The 24,827-nt window shown below is 73.2% G+C and carries 22 protein-coding genes; 10 read left to right on the top strand and 12 right to left on the bottom strand.

The annotated features are described in order from the left end of the window. Positions 1–7 precede the first annotated feature (7 nt). Positions 8–1,420 (top strand): MATE family efflux transporter, encoded by a 1,413-nt coding sequence (locus JNO44_RS38970; RefSeq protein ID WP_205371293.1) that lies wholly within the window; start codon positions 8–10, stop codon positions 1,418–1,420. A 33-nt stretch (positions 1,421–1,453) separates the two neighbouring features. On the opposite strand, the gene JNO44_RS38965 is transcribed toward JNO44_RS38970, so the two are convergent. After that, complete coding sequence (locus tag JNO44_RS38965) at positions 1,454–2,341, bottom strand: phenylalanine 4-monooxygenase (RefSeq protein ID WP_205368705.1); 888 nt, start codon at positions 2,339–2,341, stop codon at positions 1,454–1,456. 271 nt (positions 2,342–2,612) lie between these two features. On the opposite strand from JNO44_RS38965, the gene JNO44_RS38960 reads away from it, so the two are divergent. After that, a complete protein-coding gene (locus JNO44_RS38960; RefSeq protein WP_205368704.1) occupies positions 2,613–3,698 on the top strand; it encodes a sugar ABC transporter substrate-binding protein in 1,086 nt (361 codons plus the stop codon). A gap of 134 nt (positions 3,699–3,832) precedes the next feature. On the opposite strand, the gene JNO44_RS38955 is transcribed toward JNO44_RS38960, so the two are convergent. Beyond that, positions 3,833–4,315: an Lrp/AsnC family transcriptional regulator gene (locus tag JNO44_RS38955; protein ID WP_039630452.1), complete on the bottom strand. Its 483-nt coding sequence runs from the start codon at positions 4,313–4,315 to the stop codon at positions 3,833–3,835. 198 nt (positions 4,316–4,513) lie between these two features. On the opposite strand from JNO44_RS38955, the gene JNO44_RS38950 reads away from it, so the two are divergent. Further along, on the top strand, positions 4,514–5,038 hold the full coding sequence (locus JNO44_RS38950; protein ID WP_205368703.1) for a DUF6624 domain-containing protein: 525 nt from the start codon (positions 4,514–4,516) through the stop codon (positions 5,036–5,038). Positions 5,039–5,078: 40 nt separating this feature from the next. On the opposite strand, the gene JNO44_RS38945 is transcribed toward JNO44_RS38950, so the two are convergent. Continuing rightward, positions 5,079–7,394: a glycoside hydrolase family 3 N-terminal domain-containing protein gene (locus JNO44_RS38945; protein ID WP_205368702.1), complete on the bottom strand. Its 2,316-nt coding sequence runs from the start codon at positions 7,392–7,394 to the stop codon at positions 5,079–5,081. Between the two features lie 356 nt (positions 7,395–7,750). Between JNO44_RS38945 and JNO44_RS38940 the strand changes: the two genes are divergently transcribed. Beyond that, positions 7,751–9,262, top strand: coding sequence for an FUSC family protein (locus JNO44_RS38940; RefSeq protein ID WP_205368701.1), 1,512 nt, complete (start codon positions 7,751–7,753; stop codon positions 9,260–9,262). Positions 9,263–9,336: 74 nt separating this feature from the next. Here the strand turns inward: JNO44_RS38940 and JNO44_RS38935 are convergent, their stop codons facing one another. From JNO44_RS38935 to JNO44_RS38925, 3 genes are all read right to left on the bottom strand, one after another. Next, complete coding sequence (locus JNO44_RS38935; RefSeq protein WP_235095132.1) at positions 9,337–10,233, bottom strand: SAM-dependent methyltransferase; 897 nt, start codon at positions 10,231–10,233, stop codon at positions 9,337–9,339. Next, positions 10,230–10,904 (bottom strand): acetoacetate decarboxylase family protein, encoded by a 675-nt coding sequence (locus JNO44_RS38930; RefSeq protein WP_205368700.1) that lies wholly within the window; start codon positions 10,902–10,904, stop codon positions 10,230–10,232. The genes JNO44_RS38935 and JNO44_RS38930 overlap by 4 nt, the downstream gene beginning before the upstream one ends. Positions 10,905–10,983: 79 nt before the next feature. Then, entirely contained in the window at positions 10,984–11,733 is a 750-nt protein-coding gene (locus JNO44_RS38925; protein WP_205368699.1) for an HAD family hydrolase, read from the bottom strand. 1,007 nt (positions 11,734–12,740) lie between these two features. Here JNO44_RS38925 and JNO44_RS38920 point away from each other — a divergent pair. From JNO44_RS38920 to JNO44_RS38895, 6 genes are all read left to right on the top strand, one after another. Continuing rightward, the gene (locus tag JNO44_RS38920; protein WP_205368698.1) at positions 12,741–13,424 is read left to right on the top strand and encodes an urease subunit gamma; all 684 of its coding nucleotides are present in this window, start codon (positions 12,741–12,743) and stop codon (positions 13,422–13,424) included. Continuing rightward, the gene (locus tag JNO44_RS38915) at positions 13,417–15,312 is read left to right on the top strand and encodes an urease subunit alpha (RefSeq protein WP_205368697.1); all 1,896 of its coding nucleotides are present in this window, start codon (positions 13,417–13,419) and stop codon (positions 15,310–15,312) included. The genes JNO44_RS38920 and JNO44_RS38915 overlap by 8 nt, the downstream gene beginning before the upstream one ends. A 44-nt stretch (positions 15,313–15,356) precedes the next feature. Beyond that, a complete protein-coding gene (locus tag JNO44_RS38910; RefSeq protein WP_205368696.1) occupies positions 15,357–16,031 on the top strand; it encodes an urease accessory protein UreF in 675 nt (224 codons plus the stop codon). A gap of 41 nt (positions 16,032–16,072) precedes the next feature. Then, positions 16,073–16,768 (top strand): urease accessory protein UreG, encoded by a 696-nt coding sequence (gene ureG, locus JNO44_RS38905; RefSeq protein ID WP_073449168.1) that lies wholly within the window; start codon positions 16,073–16,075, stop codon positions 16,766–16,768. Then, complete coding sequence (locus tag JNO44_RS38900; RefSeq protein WP_205368695.1) at positions 16,765–17,586, top strand: urease accessory protein UreD; 822 nt, start codon at positions 16,765–16,767, stop codon at positions 17,584–17,586. The genes ureG and JNO44_RS38900 overlap by 4 nt, the downstream gene beginning before the upstream one ends. 171 nt (positions 17,587–17,757) lie before the next feature. Next, the gene (locus JNO44_RS38895) at positions 17,758–18,849 is read left to right on the top strand and encodes a lactonase family protein (RefSeq protein WP_205368694.1); all 1,092 of its coding nucleotides are present in this window, start codon (positions 17,758–17,760) and stop codon (positions 18,847–18,849) included. A gap of 19 nt (positions 18,850–18,868) precedes the next feature. On the opposite strand, the gene JNO44_RS38890 is transcribed toward JNO44_RS38895, so the two are convergent. The 6 genes from JNO44_RS38890 to JNO44_RS38865 all read right to left on the bottom strand — a co-directional run bounded on the left by JNO44_RS38890 (position 18,869) and on the right by JNO44_RS38865 (position 24,525). Further along, the gene (locus tag JNO44_RS38890; protein WP_205368693.1) at positions 18,869–19,222 is read right to left on the bottom strand and encodes a nuclear transport factor 2 family protein; all 354 of its coding nucleotides are present in this window, start codon (positions 19,220–19,222) and stop codon (positions 18,869–18,871) included. Between the two features lie 357 nt (positions 19,223–19,579). Further along, positions 19,580–20,521 carry a sirohydrochlorin chelatase gene (locus tag JNO44_RS38885; protein ID WP_205368692.1) on the bottom strand — a complete coding sequence of 314 codons (942 nt, stop codon included), beginning with the start codon at positions 20,519–20,521 and terminating at the stop codon, positions 19,580–19,582. A 72-nt stretch (positions 20,522–20,593) separates the two neighbouring features. Further along, entirely contained in the window at positions 20,594–21,637 is a 1,044-nt protein-coding gene (locus tag JNO44_RS38880) for an N-acetylglucosamine kinase (RefSeq protein ID WP_205368691.1), read from the bottom strand. Further along, positions 21,630–22,667, bottom strand: a complete 1,038-nt coding sequence (locus JNO44_RS38875) for an LURP-one-related family protein (RefSeq protein ID WP_205368690.1) — start codon at positions 22,665–22,667, stop codon at positions 21,630–21,632. Before JNO44_RS38875 ends, JNO44_RS38880 begins: the two co-directional genes overlap by 8 nt. Before the next feature lie 40 nt (positions 22,668–22,707). Continuing rightward, positions 22,708–23,385, bottom strand: coding sequence for a uracil-DNA glycosylase (locus JNO44_RS38870; RefSeq protein WP_039630429.1), 678 nt, complete (start codon positions 23,383–23,385; stop codon positions 22,708–22,710). A gap of 54 nt (positions 23,386–23,439) precedes the next feature. Next, on the bottom strand, positions 23,440–24,525 hold the full coding sequence (locus JNO44_RS38865; protein WP_205368689.1) for a WD40/YVTN/BNR-like repeat-containing protein: 1,086 nt from the start codon (positions 24,523–24,525) through the stop codon (positions 23,440–23,442). Between the last annotated feature and the right edge of the window lie 302 nt (positions 24,526–24,827).

The raw sequence follows: 24,827 nt of genomic DNA, 5'->3' as shown, positions 1-24,827 counted from the left end.
GCCCTTCATGCCCGCCCCGCAGCCCACCACCCTCCTCCGCGACGGCCGCGCCCTGGCCGCGCTGGCCGTGCCGCTGGTCCTCACCCAGCTCGCCCAGGTGGCCCTGACCACCACCGACACCGTGATGATGGGCTTCCTGGGCGCCCGGGACCTCGCGGCCGGCGGCCTCGCCATCGTCCTCTTCAACCAGCTGCGCACCATGGGCGTCGGCCTGGTCACCTCCGTCGGCAACCGGATCGCCGCTGCCGCGGCCCGGGAGGAGGAGGGCGACGCCCCGGGAACCGACGCCGACGTGGCCGCCGTCCGGGGCATCGCCCGGGCCGGGATGGCCGTCGCCACCCTCGCCGGACTGGCCGGCGCGGTCCTGATGGTCCTCATCGGCCAGGCGCTCACCTGGTTCGGCCAGGACGCCGAGATCGCCGACCGGGCGCGGCCGATGCTCGTGGCGCTCGCCCCCGGGCTGCTGCCCTGCCTGTGGTTCCAGGCGATCCGTCAGTTCACCGTCGGCCTGCGCCGCCCGCAGGCCCTGCTGCGGATCACCGTCGCCTCGGTCGCGGTCAACGCCGGCCTCAACTGGGTCCTGGTACAGGGCACCTGGGGACTGCCCAGGCTCGGCCTGCCCGGCATCGGCGTCGCCACCTCCGCCGTCCACCTGCTGTCCTTCCTCGCCCTGTACGCCGCCGCCCGGCGGGACCCGGTCCTGGCCCCGCGGCTCAGCCTCAACGCCGCCGGGGCCGCCGCCGCCACCGTGCGCACCCTCGTCGGCCTCGGCGTGCCGATCGCCGCCACCTACGGCTCCGAGGCCGGCTTCTTCTCCGTCACCGCGCTGATGGCCGGCAGCTTCGGCAGCGCCGCGCTCGCCGCCCACACCGCCGTCAACCAACTCGTCTACATCGTCTTCCAGGTCGCCGTCGGCCTCTCCCACGCCGCGTCCATCAACGTCAGCCGGGAACTGGCCCTGGGCCGCACCGACTCCGCCCGGCGCCTGAAGAACACCGCACTGGCCTGCGCCGCCGTGGTCATGGCGGTGGTCGCGGTGGTCTACCTCGCGCTGCCGGAGCTGGTCCTGCGCCCGTTCTTCGACCCGGGCGCGGCCGGCGACCGGGAGGCCCTCGCGATCGCCGGCCAACTCCTGTTCGTCATCGCCGTGCTGCAGTTCTTCGACTGCGCCCAGAACATCGGCGTCGGCCTGCTGCGTGGCCTGGACGACACCAGGAGCGGCTTCCGGATCACCCTCGTCGGCTACTGGCTGGTCGGCCTGCCCGCCGCCTGGGCGCTCGGCTATGCCGCCGGGCTGCACACCCTGGGCATCTGGCTCGGGCTGCTCGCCGGACTCGGCACCACGGCGCTGCTGCTGCTGCGCCGGTACGGCACCGCCCTGTGGGCGCGGGACACCGCTGCCCCCGCGGAGGCCGCCTGAGCCGTGGTGGGCGGCCGTGCCGCACGGCCGCCGCTACTGCCGGTCGCGGGAGAGCGACGGCAACCCCAGCCGGTTCCCGGTGTCGTCGTCGAATTCCGCGCAGAACCCGCCGATCGCGTCCTCAAGATGGGCGAAAGACCGCGCCGCGAACAAAACAGACTGATAGCAGGAAATACGGTACTGAGTGCTTGCTGCGGCGCAGAGGTCCAGTTCGCGCACTTCCCGGACCTCGTGCGCGGCGATCTCCCCGTACGAGGACAGCAGCGCCGCGCCGAAGGCTTTCGGCCCGCCGGATTCGGTGATCAGCCCGTATTCGAGGGTGTACCAATACACGCGGCTCAGAATGTCCAGCGCCTCCGCGGTCCGGACCCGGTTCGCGGCCCGGCCGATGACCCGGTACAGCTCGGCGATCGCCGGCGACGACAGATGGATCCCGTGCCCGAACACGTCGTGCAGGACGTCCGGTTCGGGGGTGTACAGCGGCACGGCCGGATGGCGTACGAACTGCACCGCATGGAAGTAGCCGTGCTCCATCGCCCCCAGGAACCGCTCGTTGGGCACCACTCCGCCGGCCAGCGTGAGCGAGAATCCGGTGCGGGTCCGCAGCCCGGGCGTGATCTCCGCGTGCTGCGGGATCTGCTCGGCAGGTATGTCCGCGGCCTCGCCGGCCGCCAGCACCTCCCGGCAGGCGTGCGCCCGGTGTGCCGGGGCCAGCGCGTCGTGCACCGTCCGCCAGGTCCGGTGCTCGTCCTCGGTGTACGCGACGTCCTCGTACGGCGCTCCCACCCGGTGGTTCTCGGCGCGGGCCGCCAGGGCGTCGCGCCGCCGCCGGTAGTCCTGGTCGTGGCGCCCGGGGTGCTCGTTCGCGCGACCGAGCCGTCCCTCGACGGAGACGGGGGTCTGCTTTCGTACGGTGCTCATGGCCCTGAACCTGCCCCGCGACGGGGCGAAGATCACCTGGCGTAGCGGTCGAAGTACCCGGTGCCGCGGACCGTTCCGGAGGCCCCGCCGGCCGCTACCGCTCTGCCTTCGGCCTCTCAACGCAGGAGCCGCCCCGATGTCGTTATTGGTTCGTTTCTTGACTATCCGGGCTTCAGTGACGTTCACTCAGCCATTCATGGGCCGAGTCAGGGCGGCCCCTGTGGAGGTACCTTTCATGAGGCCGATGAAGGCTATGGACGCGGTGAATGTGATGAATGCAACAATACGTCGCCGTGTCGTCGTCAGTGCGTTGACTCTTTCCCTCGCCGCCCCCCTGGCGGCGTGCGGAAGTGATCATCAGGAAGCGCCCGAAGGGAAGGACCACATCGGCCTCCTTCTTCCGGAGAACAAATCCACGCGCTACGAGAATTTTGATCGCCGTATCATTTCCCGGCGAATCGCGTCGCTCTGCCTCGAATGCAAAGTGGACTACGGAAACGCCGAGTCCAGCGCGGAGACCCAACGCACCCAGTTCGAGTCCCTGGTGAAGAAGGGCGTCAAGGTCATCGTCCTCGACCCGGTCGACGCCCGGGCCGCCAAGGACTGGGTGGACTCCGCCGCACGTCAGGGCGTCCAGGTCGTCGCCTACGACCGGCTCGCCGAGGGCAACGTCACGGCGTACGTCTCCTACGACAACGACAAGATCGGCCGCCTCCAGGGCGAGGGAATTCTCACCGCGCTCGGCTCCCGGGCGGCCACCGCCGACGTCGTCATGTTCAACGGCTCCCCGGGCGACCCGAATGCCCCGTCCTTCAAGAAGGGCGCGCACGCCGTCCTCGACGGCAAGGTCCACAAGGTCGTCTACGAGAAGGACGTTCCCGAATGGTCCGAGGCGACCGCCAAGAAGGACATGACCGACGTCATCAACTCCCGCGGTCCGCATGGCTTCGACGCGGTCTACTCGGCAAATGACGGCATGGCCGGCGGTATCGCCGCGGCGCTGAAGGCCGGCGGCGTGAAAAACGTCCCGGTCGGTGGCCAGGACGCCGAACTCCCCGCACTGCAGAGGCTGTTGGACGGAACTCAGGCGTTCACTGTTTACAAGGAGGTGCGCCCGGAGGCCGAGACCGCCGCGGAGATCGCCTTCCGCCTGCTGCGCGGGCAGAGCATCGCCTCCCTCACCTCGACCACCGCCGCCAACACGAGCAAGTCCGGCATCCCCGCCAAGCTCTTCAACGCCACGCTGGTCACCAAGGCGAACCTCAAGGACACCGTCGTCCAGAACGGCGCGGTCCGCGCCGACCTGCTCTGCACCCCGGCCGTCGCGGCGGAGTGCTCCTCCCTCGGCATCCAGTGAGGCGCCCCGGGGCCGGCGCGCGCGGACGCGGCCGGCCCCGGGCACACCACGCTTCCCCCGCGCCGTCCGGCCGCCCGCGCCACGCCGGCGCCGCCCGCGCGCCGAACTCCCGCCGGCCGCCCGGCCCGCCGCCCTCAGTCCGGCTGCGCCGCCGCCCCGCCCACGGCCTCGACCAGCGGCAGCATCCGATGCGGTACCCGCTCGCGCAGCACCACCTCGGTGCGGGTGCGGACCACCCCCGGCAGGCTGATCAGCCGCTGGATCACGTCCTCCAGATGTGCCGCGTCCCGGGCCACCACGCGCGTCAGCAGATCCCCGCCGCCGGTGGTCGAGAACGCCTCGATGATCTGCGGCACCTCGCCCAGCGCGGCGGCGACCTCCTCCAGATGCCCCTGTGTCACCTCGATGTGCACGAAGGCCAGCATCGGATGGTCCAGCGCGGCGGGCGAGAGCCGCGGCCCGTAGGCGGTGATCACCCCGTCCCGCTCCAGGCGGTCCAGTCGCGCCTGCACCGTCCCGCGGGCGACCCCCAGCACCCGGGCGTACTCCCGCACGCTCGTCCGCGGCTGCTCCAGCAGCAACCTGAGGATCTTCGCGTCCAGCGCGTCCACGGCCATCGGCCCACGGCCTCCTCACGGTCGGCGGATCGGTCGGCACGGTGCCGAGAGGGGCGGAGCGTTTCCGGGGATAGATCCATTATCCAGGCGCGGAGCCCCTCCCGTCACCGTATCCGAGGAGGATCTTTTGCGCCGATTCGCCCCCTAGCGTGGAGGCACCCGACCCGACGCAGGGTCACCCTCGATGTCTGGAGCACGATGGCGCACGACACACCCCGGCACCGCACCGACGACCTCGCCGCGGCGGCGGCCGAACTGGTCGCCATGGCCGCCGAGGACAACCGGGCCGCACCCCGCGCCAACAGCGGCGACTTCGCCGACCAGTTGGCCTGGCGCCGGCTGACCGCGCGGCACGCCGACCGGCTCACCGAGATCATCGACGCCCACGGCTGGCCCACCGCGGACCGCTTCGGGGCGGACGCCGCCCGCAGCGCCTGGCTGGTAGCCCAGCACGCCGACCGTCAACTGGACGTGCAGCGGCGCGCCCTGCACCTGATGGAACGCGCCGTCGCCGACGGCCTGGCGAGCCCCCGCGACCTGGCCTTCCTCACGGACCGCACGCTGGTCAACGACGGGCGGGAGCAGATCTACGGCACCCAGATCGCCGGGGTCCGGGACGGCGCGCCCGTGCCGTGGCCGTGCCGGGATCCGGAGCGGATGGACCAGCGGCGGGTCGAGGTGGGCATCCCGCCGTTCGACGAGTACGTCGCCCAGTTCGCCTGAGCGCCCCTCGGTGCCCACCCGGCGTCCGGCGGCCCACCCCTCAGGTCACGGTGAGCGTGGCCCTGCCCTCGGCGGTCGAACTGCCGCCCACATAGAGGTCGATGGCGCCGGGCTCCAGCCGGAACTCGCCGCGCGGGTCGTTGGTCCAGAAGCCGAGGTCCTCGGCCGCCAGCCGGAACCGCACGGTCCGGCTCGCCCCCGGCGCCAGCGTCACCCGCTGGAAGCCCCGCAGCCGGCGGACCGGTTGGGCGATGCTGGCGGCCCGGTCGTGGACGTAGAGCTGGACGACCTCGTCGCCGGTCCGGGAACCGGTGTTGGTGACGGTCGCCGTGACCTCGACGGTGTCGCCCGCGCGCAGGCCGCTCGCCGCGATCCGGCCGGTGCTCAGCCGGGGCGCGTCGGTGCGGAACGTCGTGTAGCTCAGCCCGTGGCCGAACGGGAACTGTGGTCCGTCCGGGAGGTCGAGGTACTTCGAGGTGTACTTGTCGTCCGGGTCGTAGGGCCGGCCGGTGTTCTCGTGGTTGTAGTGGATCGGGATCTGACCGACCGAGCGCGGGAACGAGACCGGCAGCTTGCCGCCGGGAGGGACCGTGCCGAACAGCACGTCGGCGACGGCGTGGCCGGCCTCGATGCCCGGGTGCCAGGCCACCAGCACCGCCGGGGCCCGCTCCAGCCAGCTCCCGACGGTCAGCGGACGCCCGTTGACCAGCACCACCGCGAACGGCCTGCCGGTGTCGGCGATCGCCGCGACCAGCCGCTCCTGCGCGCCCGGCAGCCCGAGGTCGCTGCGCGCGGCGGCCTCCCCGCTGAGCGCCGGGGGCTCGCCGACCACCACGACGGTCACGTCACAGGCCCTGGCGGCGGCGACGGCGGCCGGGATGCCGCTGGTGTCGTCCCCCTGCGGGTCCACGCCGCGCGCATGGCGCACCGCGCTGCCGGGCGCCGCCTGCCGCACGGCGTCCAGCACCGTGCCGGCCGGGAACTTCCGGGCCGCGGGCGGCATCACCCACGTCCCCAACAGGTCGGTGGAGTCGCCGAACGGACCCACCACCGCGATCGAACCGACCGAACCGCGCAGCGGCAGCACCCCCTTGTCGTTCTTCAGCAGCACCATCGACCGGCTCGCGGCGGCCCGGGCCGCCGCCCGGGCCTGCGCGGACGGCTCGCCGATCGCCGCGCCCTCGTCGACGTAGGGGTGCGCGAACAGCCCGAGCGCGAACTTCAGCCGCAGCACCCGGGCGACCGCCTCGTCCAGCCGCCGCCGGCCGATCCGGCCCTCCCGGAGCAACCGCTTGCCGTGGGTGACCAGGTTGGTGCTGGTCATCTCCATGTCGACCCCGGCGGTCAGCGCGAGCCGCGCGGCGTCCGCGCCGTCCTCCGCGACACCGTGCGGGATCAGTTCCTGCACGCCGTTCCAGTCGCTCACCACCATCCCGTCGAAGCCCCACGCCCGCCGGAGGATGTCGGTGAGGGTGTGCGGATCGGCGTGCGCCGGGACGCCGCCGATGAGGTTGAACGAGGCCATCACGGTGGCCACCCCGGCGTCCGTCGCGGCCTTGAACGGCGGGAGGTAGAGGTTTCGCAGCCGGGACTCGGAGACGTCCACGGTGTTGTAGTCCCGCCCGCCCTCGGCGCCCCCGTACGCCACGAAGTGCTTGGCGCAGGCGGCGATCCGGTCCGCGGCCGAGAGCCGGTCCCCCTGGTAGCCGCGCACCTTGGCGGCGGCGAACGCGGCGGTCAGATACGGGTCCTCGCCGTTGCCCTCGGCGATCCGGCCCCAGCGCGGCTCGTGCGTCACGTCCATCATCGGCGCGAAGGTCCAGTGCACCCCGTTGGACCGGGCCTCCCGCGCCGACACCTCCGCGTCCCGCACCGCGACCTGCGGATCGAAGCTCGCCGCCTGCGCCAGCGGGATCGGGAACGTCGTCCAGAAGCCGTGGATGACGTCGAGTCCGAACAGCAGCGGGATGCCCAGCCGCGACTCCTCGACGGCGAGCCTCTGGAGCGCGTTGCAGGTCCGGGCCCCGTAGATGCTGAGCACCGAGCCCAACCGCCCCGCGCGGGCGGCGTCCTCGACCGCCCTGGTACCCGGCCCGCCCGGCCCGGTGTCGTACGCCCACGGGAGCTGCTGCAACTGCCCCAGCTTCTCTTCGAGAGTCATACGCGCCAGGAGTTCGCCGACCTTCCCCTCGTCCGGCCCGGGCCGGTGGCCGGAAGCCGTCCCGGCCTGAGTCGCCCCCGCCGCGGCGCCCCGGGGGAGCGCCTGCGCCTGGGACGATCCGGTGCTCGCCAGACCGGCGGCCGCCGCGGTACCGCCCGCGGCGGCCAGCAGTGAACGACGTCGCAGCCCACCCATGCCTTCACCTTTTTCATCGAGAGAGGGGTAAAGGTTTTCCCAAGGCGCCAGGAGCTGAAGCGACGGTAAGTGAGCGCCCGGTAACCGTCAAGGAGTCGCGCGTGAACCGGATGCGCCGACCCGCCGCGCGGGGCCGGGCGCACAGCGCCGCCGCACACCGTGCCGCCCCGCTGGACCGTTGGCCCGCTAATGGCGCATCGAAACCCCGCGATGTTGTGCCAATGGCCCAGCATTTTCGGCATCTGTTGAGCCACCTGGTGCCTTGATGGTGTGATGGCCCTGTCGATGGCGCTGCGGATCCCCGCGGCGCCTTTCTCATGTCGCGGTGCACCTGTGTGCGGAAGGGGCGGGGCAACTTGCTGAAGAAGGCGTTCGTGGCGCCGGATCCGGGGCGTATGCGACTGCGGTTCGCGGCCCGGGCCGTGGTCGGGGTCGGCCTCGCCGTGGCGTTGTGCGGGCTGGCCGGGCACACGCTGGTCGCCGCCATCACCGGCGGCCTGGCCGCGCTGCTCGCCTTGTTCACGGTGACCGACCCGACGGTGCGCGGCCAGGCCGTGACGACGGCGCTGCTGCCCGTCGTCGGCCTCCCGGTGCTGGCGCTCGCGGCGCTGCTGCACGACCTGCCGCTCGCGCGCGACCTGGCGTTCCTGGCCGTCGTGGGGGCGGGGGTGTACGCGCGGCGGTGGGGGCCGCGCGGCCACTCGCTGGGCGTGTTCGCCTTCATGATCTTCTTCGCGGCGCAGTTCCTGCACACCGTCCCCGGCCAGCTCCCCGAGTCGTACGCGGCCGTGCTGCTCGGGCTCGCCGCGTCGTCGGCGGTGCGTTTCGGGGTGTGGTGCTACGAACGGCGGCTGCCGGCGCCCACCGCGGTGGCCGCGCCGGCCGGCGGGACCGGGCTCGCGCGGATCACCACGCGGCAGGCCGTGCAGGCGACCGTGGGGGCCGCCTTCGCCCTCGGCGTCGGGCAGATGCTGTCCGAACAGCGCTGGTACTGGGCCGTCGGCGCCACCTGGTGGGTGTTCGTGAACACCACCTCGCGGGGCGAGACGCTCGTCCGCGGGTTCCGGCGGTTCCTGGGCACGGTGCTCGGGGTCGGGCTCGGCTTCGCACTTGCCGTTCCGCTGCACGACGAGCCGGTCGCGGCCGCCGTGATCGTCGCCCTCGGCGTCTTCGGGATCTTCTACACGGCGGCCGTCTCCTACACCTGGATGATGCTCGCGGTGACCGTGATGGCGAGCACGCTCTACGGGCTGCTCGGCGTGCTCGATCCGGCACTGCTCGCCCTGCGGGTGGGCGAGACGGCCGTCGGGGCCCTGGGCGCGCTGCTCGCGGTGCTCCTGGTGCTGCCGGTGACCACGCACTCCGTCACCGACGAGCAGGTCGAGCGGGCCGTGCGGTGCGTGCACGCGTGCACCGCACAGGCCGCCGCCCGGCTCGCCGGGGACGCCGCGGCCGATCCGGCGCCGCGGGTGGCCGAGTTGGAGGCGATCCTCGGCCGCGTGCGGCTGTCGCTCGTCCCGCTGGTACATCCGCTCAGCCCCCTGCGGGCGCGCAAGCAACGGGCCCGGCAGATCGTCGCGCTGCTCGACGACTGCGCGCGCGAGGTGCGCGGACTGGCGTCCATCGCCGCCGACCCGGAAGCCTCGCACGACGACCGGCTCGTCGCGGCGTGCCGGCGGGTGGAGGCCGCCGTCGAGGCCCTGACCGACGCCCCGCTCGACGCGCCCGGCCGCCGGGCGGAGGCCGGGACGCTGCCGCAGACCGGCGAGGGCGGACCCGTGCTGGCCCATCTGCACGCCCTGGAACAGGCTCTGCTCGCCCTCGCCGTCCCCCTCGGCCGGTCCGAACGGCTCCCGATGGGCGCCTGAGCGGGCGAACCCGCGGCGGCCGAGCCGGTGGCGGCCGGTCGCGTCCCCGGCCGGCCGCGCCACGGTCGTGGACGCTACCTCCTCCGTTTCTCGAAGCGGAGGAATGCCTGGCGCATTCCTCCCGACTTCCACTCGGCTTCCAGCTCGTGCTGCATGGCGAGCGAGATGCGCAGGCGCCGGCGCTCCGGGCTGTCGATCCGCTCGCTGCCGAGGCCGTCCAGCGTCGCCCGGGTCCAGTCGATGCTCTCGCGCCAGAACGGGGTGGCCTGGGCGGTGATGTCGACGTCGTCGACCAGGGCGAAGCCCGCCGCTTCCGCGGCGGTCGCATACGCCTCCACGGTGCCCGGGCGGGCGTGGAAGTAGTCGGCCCACACGACCGCTCCGCGCGGCCGCATCGGGAAGATGTCCTCGACGCACACGCTGCCGCCGGGGCGTATGAGGCGGGCCAGGCGCTGGAACCACGGACCGCGGGCGATCTGACAGCTGCTCTCGATCGCCACGGCGGTGTCGTACTGCCGGTCCACCGGCACGTCGGTCGCGTCGCACACCAGGGCGCGGATGCGGTCGGCGACGCCCACCTGCCGGGCGAAGTCGTGCAGGACCGGCGGATGTTCCGGTGCGATCGTGACGGCCGTGACGTGGGCGCCGTACTCCTGAGCCCAGAAGAGGGAGCCGCCGCCGAGCCCGCAGCCGACGTCGAGGACGGTGCCGGTGAAGCGCCTGGGCGCGTCCCAGAGTTCCGCCGCGTGCCGCAGATGGAGCTCTTGGTGGTGCCAGATGCTGTGGCGGATGGTCTCGGGCGGGGTCCCGGGGGCGTGTTCGGGCGCTGTGCCGTCGGCGTAGTAGCCCAGGTGGTAGTGGACGCGCGGACCGGGCCCGTACTTGTGCTTGAGCTTGGCCGTCATGCCGTCGTAGTAGCCGCTCAGCACATCGGGGTTGAGCCGCGGGTCGAGTTCGGTGGGGAGGTTCACGGTCGGGCTCCTTGCCGGTGCGGGTGCTTCCCGGTCGAGCGGGCGGGAAGGTGGGCGAGGGTGCGGGGCGGTGGGACAAGCGCGCGGCTCGGGTCGCAGAGGGCGCCGAGCCGGGCGCGGGTACTGGTGAGGGCGGGGAGCCGATCGGTCCACTCGACCACCGTCAACCGGGCGGAGGTGATGCGGCATCGTGCCTTGGCCGCGGTGTGCAGCAGCGCGCCGTCGCGCAGGCCGAAGAACCAGAGCGGCAGCGGCAGCCGCGGCAGGCCGCTGCTGCCCGGTGTCCAGACGAGCGTGGCGAGGGGGCCCTCGTCGTCGCTGACGCGGACGCGGCGCTGGCTCCAGTCGAAGGTGGCGGGTTTCTTCGGCAGGCCCCAGATGTGGACTCCGCCGAGCAGAGCGGGTTCGTCGTCCACCCAGATGTGCCGGATCTCCAGACCCGGGCGGAGGCCCCGGCGCGCGTAGGCCGCCAGCACCAGTTCGCTGTAGGCCAGCGTGCCCCGGCGATAGCGGCCGAGGAACAGCAGCATGCGGCGGTCGGACAGGTGGCGCACCCCGCCCATCGGGGCGAGCGGGTCCCGCGCCTTCACCTGCCCCACCACGATGCGCCCCTCCAGGGCCCACGGTGCGTCCGGGTAGCCCGGGCCCGACGGTGCGGATGCTTCGTGCATCGACTCGACTCCCTGCTGTGTGGTGGTGCCGGCTGCGGATTTTCATCGTCTGTTGCGGCGCCCGGTCACCGGTGCCCGGTCACCGGTGCCCGTGCGCCGGGTGCGCGCCCTGCTCCGCACCGTGCAGGGCCGCCCGGGTGCGGGCCACGACGGAATGTCGGTCCGCGATGGGCCAGTCCGCGCGCCCGGCCCGCTCCCGCAGCCCCCGGTCGGGTTCGTAGGCCACCGGAACACCGACCAGGCGCAGGATCTCCGCGTCGGCGTCCGTGTTGCCGAGGGCGTAGGAGCGGGCGAAGTCGATGCGGTGGCCCCGCAGCAGCGTGCCGAGAGCCCGCCGCTTGACGCCGGGAACCCCGGTGGGGAGCCGGACGCGGCCGTTGTACACGCCACCCGGCGCCGCCATGACGGCGCCCTGGCAGGTGCGCACGCCCAGGTGGGCGGCCATCGCCCGGATCACTTCGTGCGGGCTTCCGGAGAGCAGCACGATGTGCAGCCCGTGCCCGCGCAACGTCGACAGGAGGGACGGCACGAACGGGAACAGGTCCCCCTCCACGCGGCGCCAGGTCCGCCGGGCGGCGTCGGCGACATGCGCCGTCGGGAGCCCGGCGAGCACGGCCGCGAAGCCGGCGTTGGCGTCGGCGACCGTGCGCGCGTAGGTGGTGCCCCGCTCCGAACGGCTCCGCTCCACGAGGATGCGCAACGCGTTTCTGTCGGTTGCCCGGCACACTCCGTCCTGGTCGAGGGTGCGCAGGAGTTCGAGGCCCAGCATCGACGGAGTGAGGGTGCCGTCGACGTCGAGCACGGCGATCCCACGAGATCCCGCAGTCATGCGTACACCCTCCGATCCCCGGAGAATCCGAACCAGTGAGTCTTCGGACAGGGGCGATCGGGGCTCAATCGGCGTACTTGCGAAAGGGGTTGGCGTCGGTTCGCGCGCCCGGCGGCGCCCGCGCATTCCGTGCGGGGCGTCGGCGGGTATCCGATGATCCTGTGTTGCTTTTCGGCCGGGCCGGCGACGCCTCCCGATCTGGCTGCGGGCGAGTGTGGCGGGCACATGCCGCTGACATCGGCGACATCGGTGCATTGTCGGGTTTCGCGACGGCCGTCGCTTCCCGCGTCCGGCATCCCCAAACTCAGGACGATTGTTCGCCGCCTCATGCGAACGGTCGGGTTTTCCCTGGGAATTCCCCGCCTGCGGGGAGGGCTGGCCGCCGGCCCTTCTCGGTGTTCGGGAGCTCTCGACCGTGCGTGACGTCCCGCGAACCGGCGGAAAGTCCGGTGCTGGCCTGCGGAGTCTCCGACCGCTTGATTTCCGTGAGGTTCTCCCGTTTCCCGCAGGGCGGCGTGACAGCGCTCCGCGGTACGGCCGTTCGCCCCGTCGCCTGGCCGGAAACCCCTGTTTACCCAAGGGGGCGCGGCGGGGAATCTGGTGGTGGATATCGGCCACGATCAAGGCCGTTACGGGAATGCGAGGGGGCGTGATGAGGGGGCGCTGAGCGTCAACGAACAGGGTTTGACGAGCGCGACACCGCTCCCCGCTTCGAGGTTGAGGTCTCCGCCCCGCCCGAGGGCGACTCGACCTTTCCTTTCTGGTGTCCGCGGCAGAAATGTCGCATGAGCGGGCATCTTCCGAGGTGCGTGTGCGTATATCCGCCTGCCGGGCGAAGTCCGATGGTAGCTACGGCGATTCCGTTGACACGTCCTGCCGGAATTCCCCGAGCTCCGTGGAGGACTCCGGCGAAGCGGACCTCGACCGGAAACGTCTTCGACAGGGAACCTCGGGCAACTTCAGGAAACTTCGACGACTCCGAAGGAACGTAAAGGCATGGTAATGCTATGCATCTGACTCCCCATGAGCAAGAGCGTCTGATGATTCATGTGGCGGCGGACGTCGCCGAAAGGCGCCGGGCCCGTGGGGTGTTGCTCAATTACCCCGAGGTCATGGCCCTGTTGACCGTGCACATCCTCGAAGGGGCCCGGGACGGCCGCACCGTCGCCGAACTCATGGCGTCCGGCAAGAAGGTGCTCGGCCGGGAGGAGGTCATGGTCGGAGTGCCCGAGATGATCTCGTACGTGCAGGTGGAGGCCACCTTCCCCGACGGCACGAAGCTGGTGGCCCTCCACGACCCCATCCCCCGTCGCGACTGCTGTGCGGAGTCCGACGACGAGACCCTGGTGCATCCGGGGAAGATCGACCACCCGGAGGGGGCCGGCCGCATTCCCTTCAACAAGGGTCGGGAGACCACCCCGCTGACCGTCTGCAACCAGTCCGACCGGCCCATCCAGGTCGGCTCCCACTACCACTTCGCCGAGGTCAACCACGGCCTGAGCTGGCGCGAGCCCGGCGGGGGCGAGCGCACCTTCAAGGGCGTTGCCTACGGCAAGCGCCTGCATGTCGCCTCCGGCAGCTCCGTGCGCTTCGAGCCCGGCATCCCGCAGCCTGTTGAACTCGTCCGCATCGAGGGCGAACGCCGCGTCCTCGGGCTGCGTGGTTGCGTCGGAGGTGACCTCGATGACTGACCCCACGACCCGCCCCGCACCCGGGACCCCGCCCGACGACGCATGCGGGAGCCTGGCCCGTGCCGATTACGCCGACCTGTTCGGCCCCACCGAAGGCGACTGCATCCGCCTCGCGGACACCCGGCTGCGGATCGAGATCACCGAGGACTGGTCGGGCGGACCGGAACACAGCGGCAACGAGGTGGTATTCGGCGGCGGCAAGGTGATCCGCGAGTCGATGGGGCAGTCCGCTGTTCCGCGGGACTCGGTGGCGGCGGTGCCGGAGCGTCCCGAACCGCCCGACACCGTCATCACCGGTGTCGTGATCCTGGACCACTGGGGCGTGGTGAAGGCCGACGTCGCCCTCCGAGACGGCCGGATCAGCGCGCTCGGCAAGGCGTACAACCACGAGACCATGGACCGCCTGCACGACGGCCATCCGGTCGCCACGGACTTCGTCATCGGTCCCGAGACCGAGGTCATCGCCGGCAACGGCAAGATCCTCACCGCGGGCGGTGTCGACACCCACGTCCACTTCATCTGCCCCGAGCAGGTCGGTGAGGCCCTGGCCGCCGGGGTGACCACGCTCGTCGGCGGGGGGACGGGGCCGGCGGAGGGCAGCACCGCCACCACGGTCACCCCGGGGCGCTGGCACCTCGCCCGGACCTTCGAGGCGCTGGACGCCTTCCCGGTCAACGTCGGACTGCTCGGCAAGGGCAGCACCATGTCCGAGGAGTCGCTCCGCAACCAGGTGGAAGCCGGTGCGATCGGTTTCAAGATCCACGAGGACTGGGGCGCCACGCCCGCCACCCTTCGCACCTGCCTGAAGGTGTGCCGGGAGACCGGCGTGCAACTCGCCCTCCACGCAGACTCGTTGAACGAGGCGGGCTTCGTCGAGAGCACCCTCGAAGCCATCGGCGACGAGCCCCTGCACGTGTTCCACGTTGAGGGCGCGGGCGGCGGCCACGCACCGGACATGATCACCATGGTGGGCAAGCGGAACGTGCTGCCCGCGTCCACCAATCCCACGCGGCCGCTGACCGTCAACACGGTCAAGGAGCACTTCGACATGGTGATGGTCTGCCATCACCTCAACCCCGCGGTCCCGGAGGACCTGGCCTTCGCCGACTCGCGCATCCGGCCCTCCACCATGGCCGCCGAGGACATCCTGCACGACCTCGGCGCCATCTCGATCATGTCCTCCGATGCCCAGGCCATGGGTCGGATCGGCGAGACGGTGTTGCGGACCTGGCAGACCGCGGACGTCATGAAGCAGCGGCGCGGCTTCCTGCCGGGCGACGGCTGCACCCGGGAGACGGAGGTCTGCCGGGAACACCCCGCCCCGAACCGGGCCGACAACAACCGCGCCCGGCGGTACGTCGCGAAGTACACCATCAACCCGGCCATCGCCCAGGGCATCGACGCGGAGGTCGGCTCGGTCGAAGTGGGCAAGCTTGCCGACCTGGTGCTGTGGGAGCCGAAGTTCTTCGGCGTCCGGACCCATCTGGTCCTCAAGGGCGGCCAGATCGCCTACGCGCAGGTGGGGGACGCCAACGCGTCCATCCCCACCCCGCAGCCGGTGCTGCCCCGCGCCGTGTGGGGGGCCACCGGCCGCTCGCCCCGCTCCATCTCGTTCAACTTCGTCGCCCAGCAGGCCATCGACGACGGCCTGCCCGAACGCCTCGATCTCGGCAAGGAGTTCAAGGCCATCCGCAACACACGGAACATCCGCAAGGAGCACATGAAGGAGAACGACGCCCGCCCCGACGTCACGATCGACCCCGACACCTTCGAGGTCATCATCGGCGGGGCGAAGGTGGAGGACGTCTCCGCACAGATCGACGGCCACGGCGTGGAACGGAACTACGCCACCGAACTGCCCATGACCCAGCGCTACTTCCTCTTCTGAGGGCCGCGGGCACGGTGCGAGGAGAGAAAGGTGAACTGCGGACCATGACGCGCGCCGCGCTGCTCGTCCTGGCCGACGGCCGGTTCCCCGCCGGAGGACACGCGCACTCCGGCGGGGCCGAACCGGCGGTCCGGGCGGGCCGCGTCACCGACAGCACTTCCCTGGAGACCTTCTGCCGGGGGCGGCTGCACACCGCGGGGCTGGTCGCGGCGGGCCTGGCCGCCGCGGCCGCGGCCGGACACGACCCACTGGCACTGGACGAGGCCGCCGACGCTCGCACCCCGGTGCCCGCGCTGCGGTCCACCGCACGGAAACTGGGCCGTCAGATGATGCGGGCCGCCCGCGCCAGCTGGCCGAGTGCCGCGCTCGACGCGCTGGCCGCGGCCCGCCCGCGCGGTGCCCACCAGCCGGTCGTCCTCGGCCTGGCCGCCCGGTCCGCCGGGCTGACCCCGCTGGACGCCGCGTACGCCGTCGCCTACGAGAACATCAGCGGCCCGGCCACCGCGGTGGTCCGGCTGCTGAGCCTGGACCCGTTCGACGCCACCGCCGTCCTCGCCCGTCTGGCCACCGACGTCGACCGGGTGGCCGCCGCGGCCACCCGGGCCGCCGACCGCATCCCCGCGGAGGGGTACGACGCGCTGCCCGCCGCCTCGGCGCCCCTGCTGGACATCACCGCCGAGGCGCACGCCGCCTGGCCGGTACGGCTCTTCGCCTCCTGACCTGCCCACCGGTCCCCTCCCCACACGAGTACGGAGTCACCATGCACCTCGATCATCAGGACGGCTTTCCCGAGCGGCACACCTACAGTGCGGCTGCTCCCGTGCGCGGCGACGGGACGCGGCGTGCGTTGCGGATCGGTCTGGGCGGTCCGGTCGGTACGGGTAAGACCGCGACCGTGGCCGCGTTGTGCCGGGTGTTGCGTGAGGAGTTCTCGATCGCCGTTGTCACCAACGACATCTACACGCGGGAGGATGCCGAGTTCCTGCGTCGTGAGGCGGTGTTGCCGACGGAGCGGATCGTGGCGGTGGAGACCGGGGCCTGCCCGCACACCGCGATCCGTGACGACATCTCCGCCAACCTGGAGGCGGTGGAGGATCTGGAGGAGAGTGTGGGTCCGTTGGACCTGGTGTTGGTGGAGTCCGGTGGTGACAACCTGACCGCGACGTTCTCCAAGGGGTTGGTCGATGCGCAGATCTTTGTGATCGACACCGCCGGTGGCGACGACATCCCGCGCAAGGGCGGGCCGGGTGTGACCACCGCCGACCTGCTGGTCGTCAACAAGACCGACCTCGCCCCGTATGTGGGGGTGGATCTCGACGGTATGGCTCGTGACGCCAAGGCGCAGCGCGGCGAACTCCCGGTCGCCTTCACGGCCCTGAAGCAGCCCGACGGCGTCAAGCCGGTCGCCGACTGGGTCCGGGCACAGCTGACGCACTGGACCACGGCCACCGCATGATCCCCACGATCCCGGAAGCCGCGAAGCCCGCGCCCGAGCCGACCACCCCGGGCGTACGCGCCACCGCACGCATCGCGGCCACCGGCCGGGGCGGCGCCACCACACTGACCGCCCTCGACGGCGACGGCCCCTTCGAGCTGCGCCGCCTGCGCCCGCGCGGGAACGAGGCCCGGGTCATCGTCGTCGGCGCCATGAGCGCACCCCTCGGCGGCGACCGGCTGCGCATCGAGGCCACCGCGGAGCACGGCGCGTCCCTGCACATCACCTCCGCGACCGCGACCCTCGCCCTCAAGGGCGCCACGGCCGCGCCCGCCACCTATGACGTCGCCCTGACCGCCGGCGAGGGAACCCAACTGCACTGGCTCCCCAAACCGTTGATCAGCGCTGTCGGCAGCGACCTGCGGCAGACCCTCACCGCCGACCTCGCCCGCACCGCCCGGCTCGTACTGCGCGAGGAACAGATCCTCGGCCGGGCAGGGGAGCCACCGGGCCGGCTGGCAACCCGCCTGGTCGTCCGGCGCGGGGGACGCACCCTGCTGCACCAGCAGGCCGATTACGGACCGGGCGCGGTCGGCTGGGACGGCCCCGCCGTCCTCGCCGACCACCGCGCCATCGGCCAACTCCTCATTGTCGACCCGTCGTTGGAGTACGCCCGGAACCCGCCCCGGCTGCTCGCCGAAGCCCCGGAGTCGGGCCAGGCCCTGCTGGCCCCGCTCGCCGGCCCCGCCGTGCTCGTCACGGCGGTGGCACGCGACGGCCTCCGGCTGCGCCGCCTCCTCGACACGGCGGAAGCCGCCGTGCGCGGCCCCGGAGGCTGACCGCGGCACGTCGCGCCGTACCGGTCACTCCCGGCCATCACCGGCGCCGCCCCCGCCCGCCCTGTTAGCGTCGCCCGGACAACGGGAACCGTCCGGACGGCGCGGGCCGCCGTGGACCGGCCGGACCCCACGGCCGGGCGGCCCCGACGGGCGGACGAAGGGTGGCGACCAGTGGCGACGACGGGACCAGCGACCGAGCGGACCGGCGGCGGACCGGCGCACGAGGACGGGCCGCGCGCCTACCTCGGCTCCTTCACCACCGCCGGTGGCCTCGGCATCACCACCGCGGCCGTCGACCCGGTATCCGGGGCGCTGACTCCCCTGCACTCCACCGACGTCGTCCCCAACCCCTCCTACCTGGTGCCGGACCCCGGTGCCCGCCGCCTCTACGCCGTCAGCGAGACCCCCGACGGCGCGGCGGCCGCCTTCCGCCTCACCCCCGAGGGGCCCGTCCTGCTCGCCCCCGCAGTCCCCGTGGGCGGCGCCGACCCCACCCACCTCACCCTGACCGCCGGCCACCTGGTCACCGCCAACTACAGTTCCGGCGACGTCAGTACCCTCCCGGTACGCGACGGCGGCACCCTCGGCGGGCCGGCACGGGTCCTCGCCCACCACGGCAGCGGCCCCCGGACCGACCGCCAGGAGGGGCCGCACGCCCACGCCGTGCGCCCCGCCCCCGCCGGCCGATGGCTGCTCAGCGTCGATCTGGGCACCGACGCCGTCCGGATCTGTGCCCTCGACGCGGCCGACGGCACCCTCACCGTCCGGGACGAGACCCGCCTGCGGCCCGGCAGCGGGCCCCGCCACCTCGCCTTCCACCCCGCCGGCGACCTCGTCTGCGTCGTCAACGAACTCGACCCGACCGTGACGCTCTGCCGGTGGGACGCCGAGCACGGGACGCTGACGCCGCTGGGGGAGACCCGGCTGCTCCCCGAAGGGGCCGCGGACACCGGCCCGACGTTCCCCTCCGCGCTGGTCCTCTCCCCGGACGGCCGGTTCGCCTGGGCCGCCAACCGCGGCCACGACAGCATCGCGGTTCTCGCCCTGGACGCCCGGGCCGGGACCGCGACGCTGGTCACCACCGTGCCGTGCGGCGGCCACTGGCCCCGCGACCTCGCGCTGCACCCCGACGGGCGGCACCTCTACGCCGCCAACGAGCGCTCCGGCGACGTCACCTGGTTCACCGTCGACCCGGAGACCGGCGTCCCCGCCCGCGGCGGCTCGGTCCCGGTGCCGGCCGCCTCGTGCGTGGTCTTCGCCTGACGGGCCGGGCGCGGGGCGTTCACCCCTGGGGGAAGCGCCCGCCGAAGTACACCTGGGTCTCGACGAGTCGCCCGTCCCGGACCGTCATCACCTCGACGTTGCGGTGGCGTTCGCCGGTCGTGAGCTCGTACGCGTAGCGGACGAAGACCTGGTCGCCGTCGAACGGCACGGCGTCCAGGATCTCCTGGGAGCGGAACCGGTCCGCGGTGGGGAAGCAGACCGCCAGGAAGGCGGCCCGGTCGATGTGGTCGTCCTGCGGGCTGGTGAAGACGAACTCCTCGGCCAGCAGCCGCTCCATGGCCGGCCGGTCCTGGGCCAGGTACGCGGCGAAGCAGGCCCGGGCGACGTCCTCGGGCGCGGTGGTGTCCGGCACGGTGTCCTCCTGCGGGGCGGGTCGGGTCGGTTCGCGTCGGGTCGGCACGCGGCGGGACCACGACGGTAGCGAGGCGGGGGCTCGAAGCGAAGGCCGCGCGGGGGCGAGGGGCGCGGGCGACGCATCGTGGGGCGCACGACGGCCACAGGGCGCCCGTACAGCGCCTGTGGCGACCCGCTCGCACCTCGGGGGCGCCGCGGCCCTCCCGGGCCGCCTGGTGGGCATCCGCGCCGCTCAGAGGGGGCGCGGGCGGGGTGCGGAGGGGAAGCGCGGAGGGCCGCCCCGCGTGCGGGACGGCCCTCGGTGATCGGGTGCGGCTCCGGTGGTGGTTCCGGTGCCGTGCGGCTGCGGCGCGGCTTACCGGACGGCTGCCCCCAGGCCCTGGCCCGGCAGGGTGATCCCCATCGCCGCCGCGTAGTTGGACAGCACCAGCCGGCCCACCGCGCCGTACGCGCCCAGCGCCTCGGCCGAGGCGCAGCCCGCCTCCGCCGCGGCCGCCCCCAGAAGGCCGTCGGCGAGTTCGGGACCGATCAGGTACGGAGCCAGCGCCAGTTGCTGCGAGCCCGACGAGCGCAGCTGCTCGGCGGTGCGGGCGATCGCGCCCTCCTCGTCCAGGCCCGCCGCCAGGACCGGCACGGCCAGCCGGGCGGAGAGCAGCATGCCGGTGATCCCGGCGGCCTGCACCGCCTCCTCGCCGCCGACGGTGGCGAGGATGATGCCGTCCGCCGCGGTGGCGACGGTGAACAGCCGGGCCCGGTCGGCGCGGGCCAGACCGGCCTCGGACAGCCGGACGTGCAGCGCCTCGGCCAGCAGCGGGTGCGGGCCCAGGACGTCGGTCAGCTCGGCCCCGGAGGCGCTGTTCAGGATGGCCTGGCGTATCCGGCGCAGCAGGGCGCTGTCCGGGCCGGCCAGCAGCGGGACGACGACCGCGGCGGGGCCGGCGGGAGCGGGCTGGCCGGTCTCGGCCGCCCGGGCGTTCTGCTCGGCGGCGGCCTGTGCCAGCACCGCCTCCAGGGACGGGAACTCCTCGCCCTCGCCGTCGACGTAGCCGAGCCGCGCGTCGAGGCCGGGCAGTTCGGACCGGGCGATGCTGGAGACCTCTTCCGCCAGGCTGCGCGAGGCGGGGGAGGGGGTGCCGGGCACGGCCAGGACCAGGGCGGGTGCGCCCTCGGGCGCGGCGAGCGGCTCCGGCTTGCGGTGGCGGCCGGACGGCCGCGTGCGCGGCAGGCGGACGGGCAGGCCGGGTGCGGCGGCGTCGATACGGGGCGAGCCAGGTGCGGGCCCAGTGGGGGAACTCATGGCGCCGCATGCTAACGCCTCGTCGCGCCCGCCCGCCGGGGGAGGGTTCCGCCGCGAGGTATCCGTCCCGTTTTATCCCGCGCGTCGTGCCGGCGAGGGCGTCACATGCCCTGTGATCTGCAACAACTTGCCGTCGACGGGGAGCGTCAGACGGTCCGCGGCCAGCGCCGCGGCGATCGCCAGCGAACCGTCGAGTGGGCTCCCGGCGGCCTCGACGGGACGGGCGCCGGGCAGTCGCTCGGCGAGCGCCGCGCGAAGCGGCGACAGCAGCGGGTCGCCCAGGGCGAGCAGACCGCCGGTGAGCGCGACCGCGGCGTCGGGGCCCGGCGGGCAGACCGCGGCGGCGGAGTCGGCGATGTGGCACGCGGCATCGTCCAGGATCCCGGCGGCGACCGCGTCCCCGGCGGCGGCACAGTGCGCCACCTCGGGGGCGAAGGAGGCCAGCACGGCGGGCCGGTCCGGTCGCGGGTACAGCGCCGCGGGCAGCCCGGTGACGGGGCCGAACGTCTTCTCCGCCCGGGTCAGCAGTTCCTGCGAACCACCGGGGCGTCCGTCGTGGGTGCGCAGCGCGGCCTCCAGCCCGGCCCGCCCGATCCAGGCGCCGCTGCCGCAGTCGCCCAGCAGGTGCCCCCAGCCGTCCGCCCGGCGCCAACCGCCCGTCGGCGTCAGGTCCGTGCCCAGGGCGACCAGGCCGGTGCCCGCGGCCACCACAGCACCGGGCCGTTGGCCGAGCGCCCCGGCGTAGGCGGTCACCGCGTCCGCGGCGAGTGCCAGCCGCCGGACCCCGAAGGCGGTGGCCAGCGCCCCGGGCAGTCGGGCGCGCAGCGCGTCGCCGAGGGTGCCCATGCCGGCCGCGCCGACGCACACCGCGACGAACCGGTCCGCGCCCACCTGGTCCGCCAACTCCGCGCCGGCGGGCAGGAGCTGACGAAGCATCTGATCCGCGTCGATACCGTCCGGGCCGGTATGGACCGGCTCGTGCGAGGCGAACGTGGCCGCCGGTCGGAGCCGTTCGCCGTCCCCGTCGATCCGGGCCACCGCGATCCGCAGCCCCGACCCGCCCGAGTCCACCCCCAGGACGTGGTCCCCGGCTCGCGTGCCGGTGGGCTCAGCCAAGGCCGCGGGAGTCCTGCTTGAGGGCGGTGTCGACGGTCAGCGCGGTGGCCACGACCAGGCTCAGCAGCGGGTCGGGCAGCTGCCGGTGGATCTGGAGGACGTAGTTGTCCGCGGTGGTGAACATCGTCTTGGCCAGGCCCTCCCAGGTCTTGGTGATCCGGGCGATCTCGGCGTCGGTGTGGTCGACGATCGCGAAGTTCCAGGCGCGCCAGTTCTCCGCCTTGATGGCGCCGATCTGCTGGCCGTTGACCATCATCGTGAAGTTGATCTTCCCGATGGCGTTCTGCTGGACGATCTCGCCGACCGGCTGGCCGTCCGGGCGCGTCACCAGCACCTTGGACTTGATGAGCTTGGCGGGCCGGGTCAGCACCAGCTGCGGCTGCCCGTGGGCGTCCCGGATCTCCAGCTTGTGGGTCATGTACTGATCAAGGCTGGAGACCACCCGGAACACCTTGCGCGCGGTGCTCTGACCGATCTCGACGACCGAACCGAGGGTGTTGCCGTTCTGGTCGTAGACCGCGTACTCGTTGCTCACCTCGATGAGCCGGGCCTTCTGGTTGACCACCAGCACCGGTTCGGTGAAGAGCGTGCCGCCGCCCGGCCCGGTGGGGGCCACACCAGCCCTCTGCTGCACCTGCTGCTGTATGCCGGCCTGCTGCATCGCCTGGTGGTGCGCGTCGGCCGGGTAGGGGCCCGGCTGCCCGGGCTGCCCCGGCGCCTGCTGCGGGTAGCCGGCCGGCTGGCCGTACGGGGCGGCGCCCGGCTGCTGGCCGTACGGGGCCTGGACCGGGGCCTGCTGCTGCGGCGGGTACTGCTGCGCCATCTGCGGCTGGGGCGCCTGCTGCGGTGCCTGCTGGGGCACCCGCTGCGCCGCCTGCGGTTGGCCCGGCTGCGCCGCCTGTTCCGGGGCCGGTGCCTGCTGGCCCGGGTGGGTGTGCCCGGTCCACTGGGCGCCGTCCCACCAGCGGAGCTGATGGGGGGTGCCCTGCGGGTCGGCGTACCAGCCCGCAGGGATGTTCGCATTCGTCATGCGGGGAACACTATCGCCCGGCTTCCGGCCGGGGCCCGGGTCAGGGCAGCCGCCAGTCCACCGGCTGGGCGCCCTGCCGGACGAGGAGGTCGTTGACCCGGCTGAACGGCCGCGAGCCGAAGAAACCCCGGTCGGCGGACATCGGGGAGGGGTGCGCGGACTCGACCGACGGCACCTCGCCCAGCAGCGGCCGCAGATTGCGCGCGTCGCGCCCCCACAGCACCGCCACCAGCGGCCCGCCGCGCGTCACCAGGGCCCGGATGGCCTGCTCGGTGACCTGCTCCCAGCCCTTGCCGCGGTGTGCGGCCGGCTTGCGCGGCGCGGTCGTCAGCGCTCTGTTCAGCAGCAGGACGCCCTGCTGGGTCCACGGGGTCAGGTCGCCGTTGGACGGCCGGGGGAGCCCGAGGTCGGAGTGCATCTCGCGGAAGATGTTCTCCAGGCTTCCGGGCAGCGGCCGGACGTCCGGCGCCACGGAGAAGCTCAGCCCGACCGCGTGACCGGGCGTGGGGTAGGGGTCCTGCCCGACGATGAGCACCCGCACCCCATCGAAGGGTTGCTGGAAGGCGCGCAGCACATTGTTGCCGGCCGGGAGGTAGGTCCGGCCCGCGGCGATCTCCGCCCGCAGGAAGTCGCCCATCGCGGCGATCTGCCCGGCGACCGGCTCAAGTGCCTTGGCCCAGCCTGGTTCGACGATGTCTTGGAGAGGTCGTGCAGCCACGGGATCACCCTACTGGCCGATGCCCGTCCTCCTTCAACTCCGGGCCACCGCGGCTCAGGCCGTCGCCGCCGCCCGTACGCAGAGCACGTCGGGCAGGTGGGAGGCGAGCTGCCGCCAGCTGTCGCCGTCGTCGGCACTGGCGTAGAGCTCGCCGTTGCGGTTGCCGAAATACACCCCGGCGGGGTCGGCGTCGTCCACTGAGAGGGCGTCCCGCAGGACCGTGCCGTAGTGCTCCTCCGCGGGGAGGCCGGCGCTCAGCGGCTCCCAGCTCGCGCCCGCGTCGTCGGTGCGGAAGACCCGGCAGCGGTGCTCGGCCGGCACCCGGTCGATGTCGGCGGTGATCGGGAAGAGGTAGGCGACATCGCCTCTTCGGGGGTGCGCGGCCACCGCGAAGCCGAAGTCCGAGGGTAGGCCGCCGCCGATGTCCGTCCAGCTCGCCCCGGCGTCGTCGGACCGATAGACGCCCCAGTGGTTCTGGAGGTAGAGCCGGTCGTGGTCGACCGGGTCCGGCGCGATCTTGTGGACGCACTGGCCGAATTCGGGGTGCTGGTCGGGCAGGAAGACCGCCTTGACGCCCTTGTTGGACGGCGCCCAGCTGGCGCCGCCGTCGCGGGTGCGGAACACCCCGGCGGCGGAGACCGCGACGGTCACCGCGTCGGCGTCCCGGGGATCGGTGACCACCGTGTGGACGGCCAGTCCGCCGCCGCCCGGTACCCACTTCTCCCGGCTGGGGTGCTCCCACAGTGCCCGGACCAGCTCGAAGGTCTCGCCGCGGTCCTCGGACCGGAACAGGCCGCCGGGCTCGGTGCCGGCGTAGACCACCTCGGGCGCGGCCGGGCCCGCGGGGTGCAGCTGCCACACCCGCTCCAGTGAAGTCCCGGTGTGCGCCGGGTACGTGACGGCCGGGCGGGCCGGCTCGTGCCAGGTCTCGCCCAGGTCGTCGGAGTGGAAAACCGACGGGCCCCAGTGCGCGCTGTCGGCGCCCGCCAGGAGCCGGGGCCGTCCGCCACGGGTGTCGATCGCGAGGGAGTACACCGCCTGCGCGGCGAAGTGCGGGCCGCTCAGCCGCCAGGCGCCGCGCCGCCGGCGGCCGATGAACAACCCTTTGCGGGTGCCCACCGCGAGGAGTACGTCTGTCATGCCGGAACACCTCCGGGACGCCGTTGTCTCAGATAGTCGCCAGTGTGCACCCGGCCACTGACAACGGCGTGCCGGTCGGTGTCCGCGCAGGTCGGACGGCCCGGTGACGCTGCTGCGGGATGCCACCGTGATCTTCATGTCCGGGGTGGTGGCCCACTCCAGGACGCGTGCCGACCTTCCGCCGACTCTCGTTCCCCTGCCTCGGCCTCCTGACGTCTCGTCACGTCGCCCGCGGGCGGTCGCAGTCGCGGTGGCGCCGCGGTCGGTGGCCGACGGGACAGGTGCGCTTGTACGAAGGATGT

This window comes from Streptomyces noursei, from assembly GCF_016917755.1.
GTDB lineage: Bacteria > Actinomycetota > Actinomycetes > Streptomycetales > Streptomycetaceae > Streptomyces > Streptomyces yunnanensis.
This window is presented reverse-complemented; position numbering and strand designations above follow the sequence as displayed.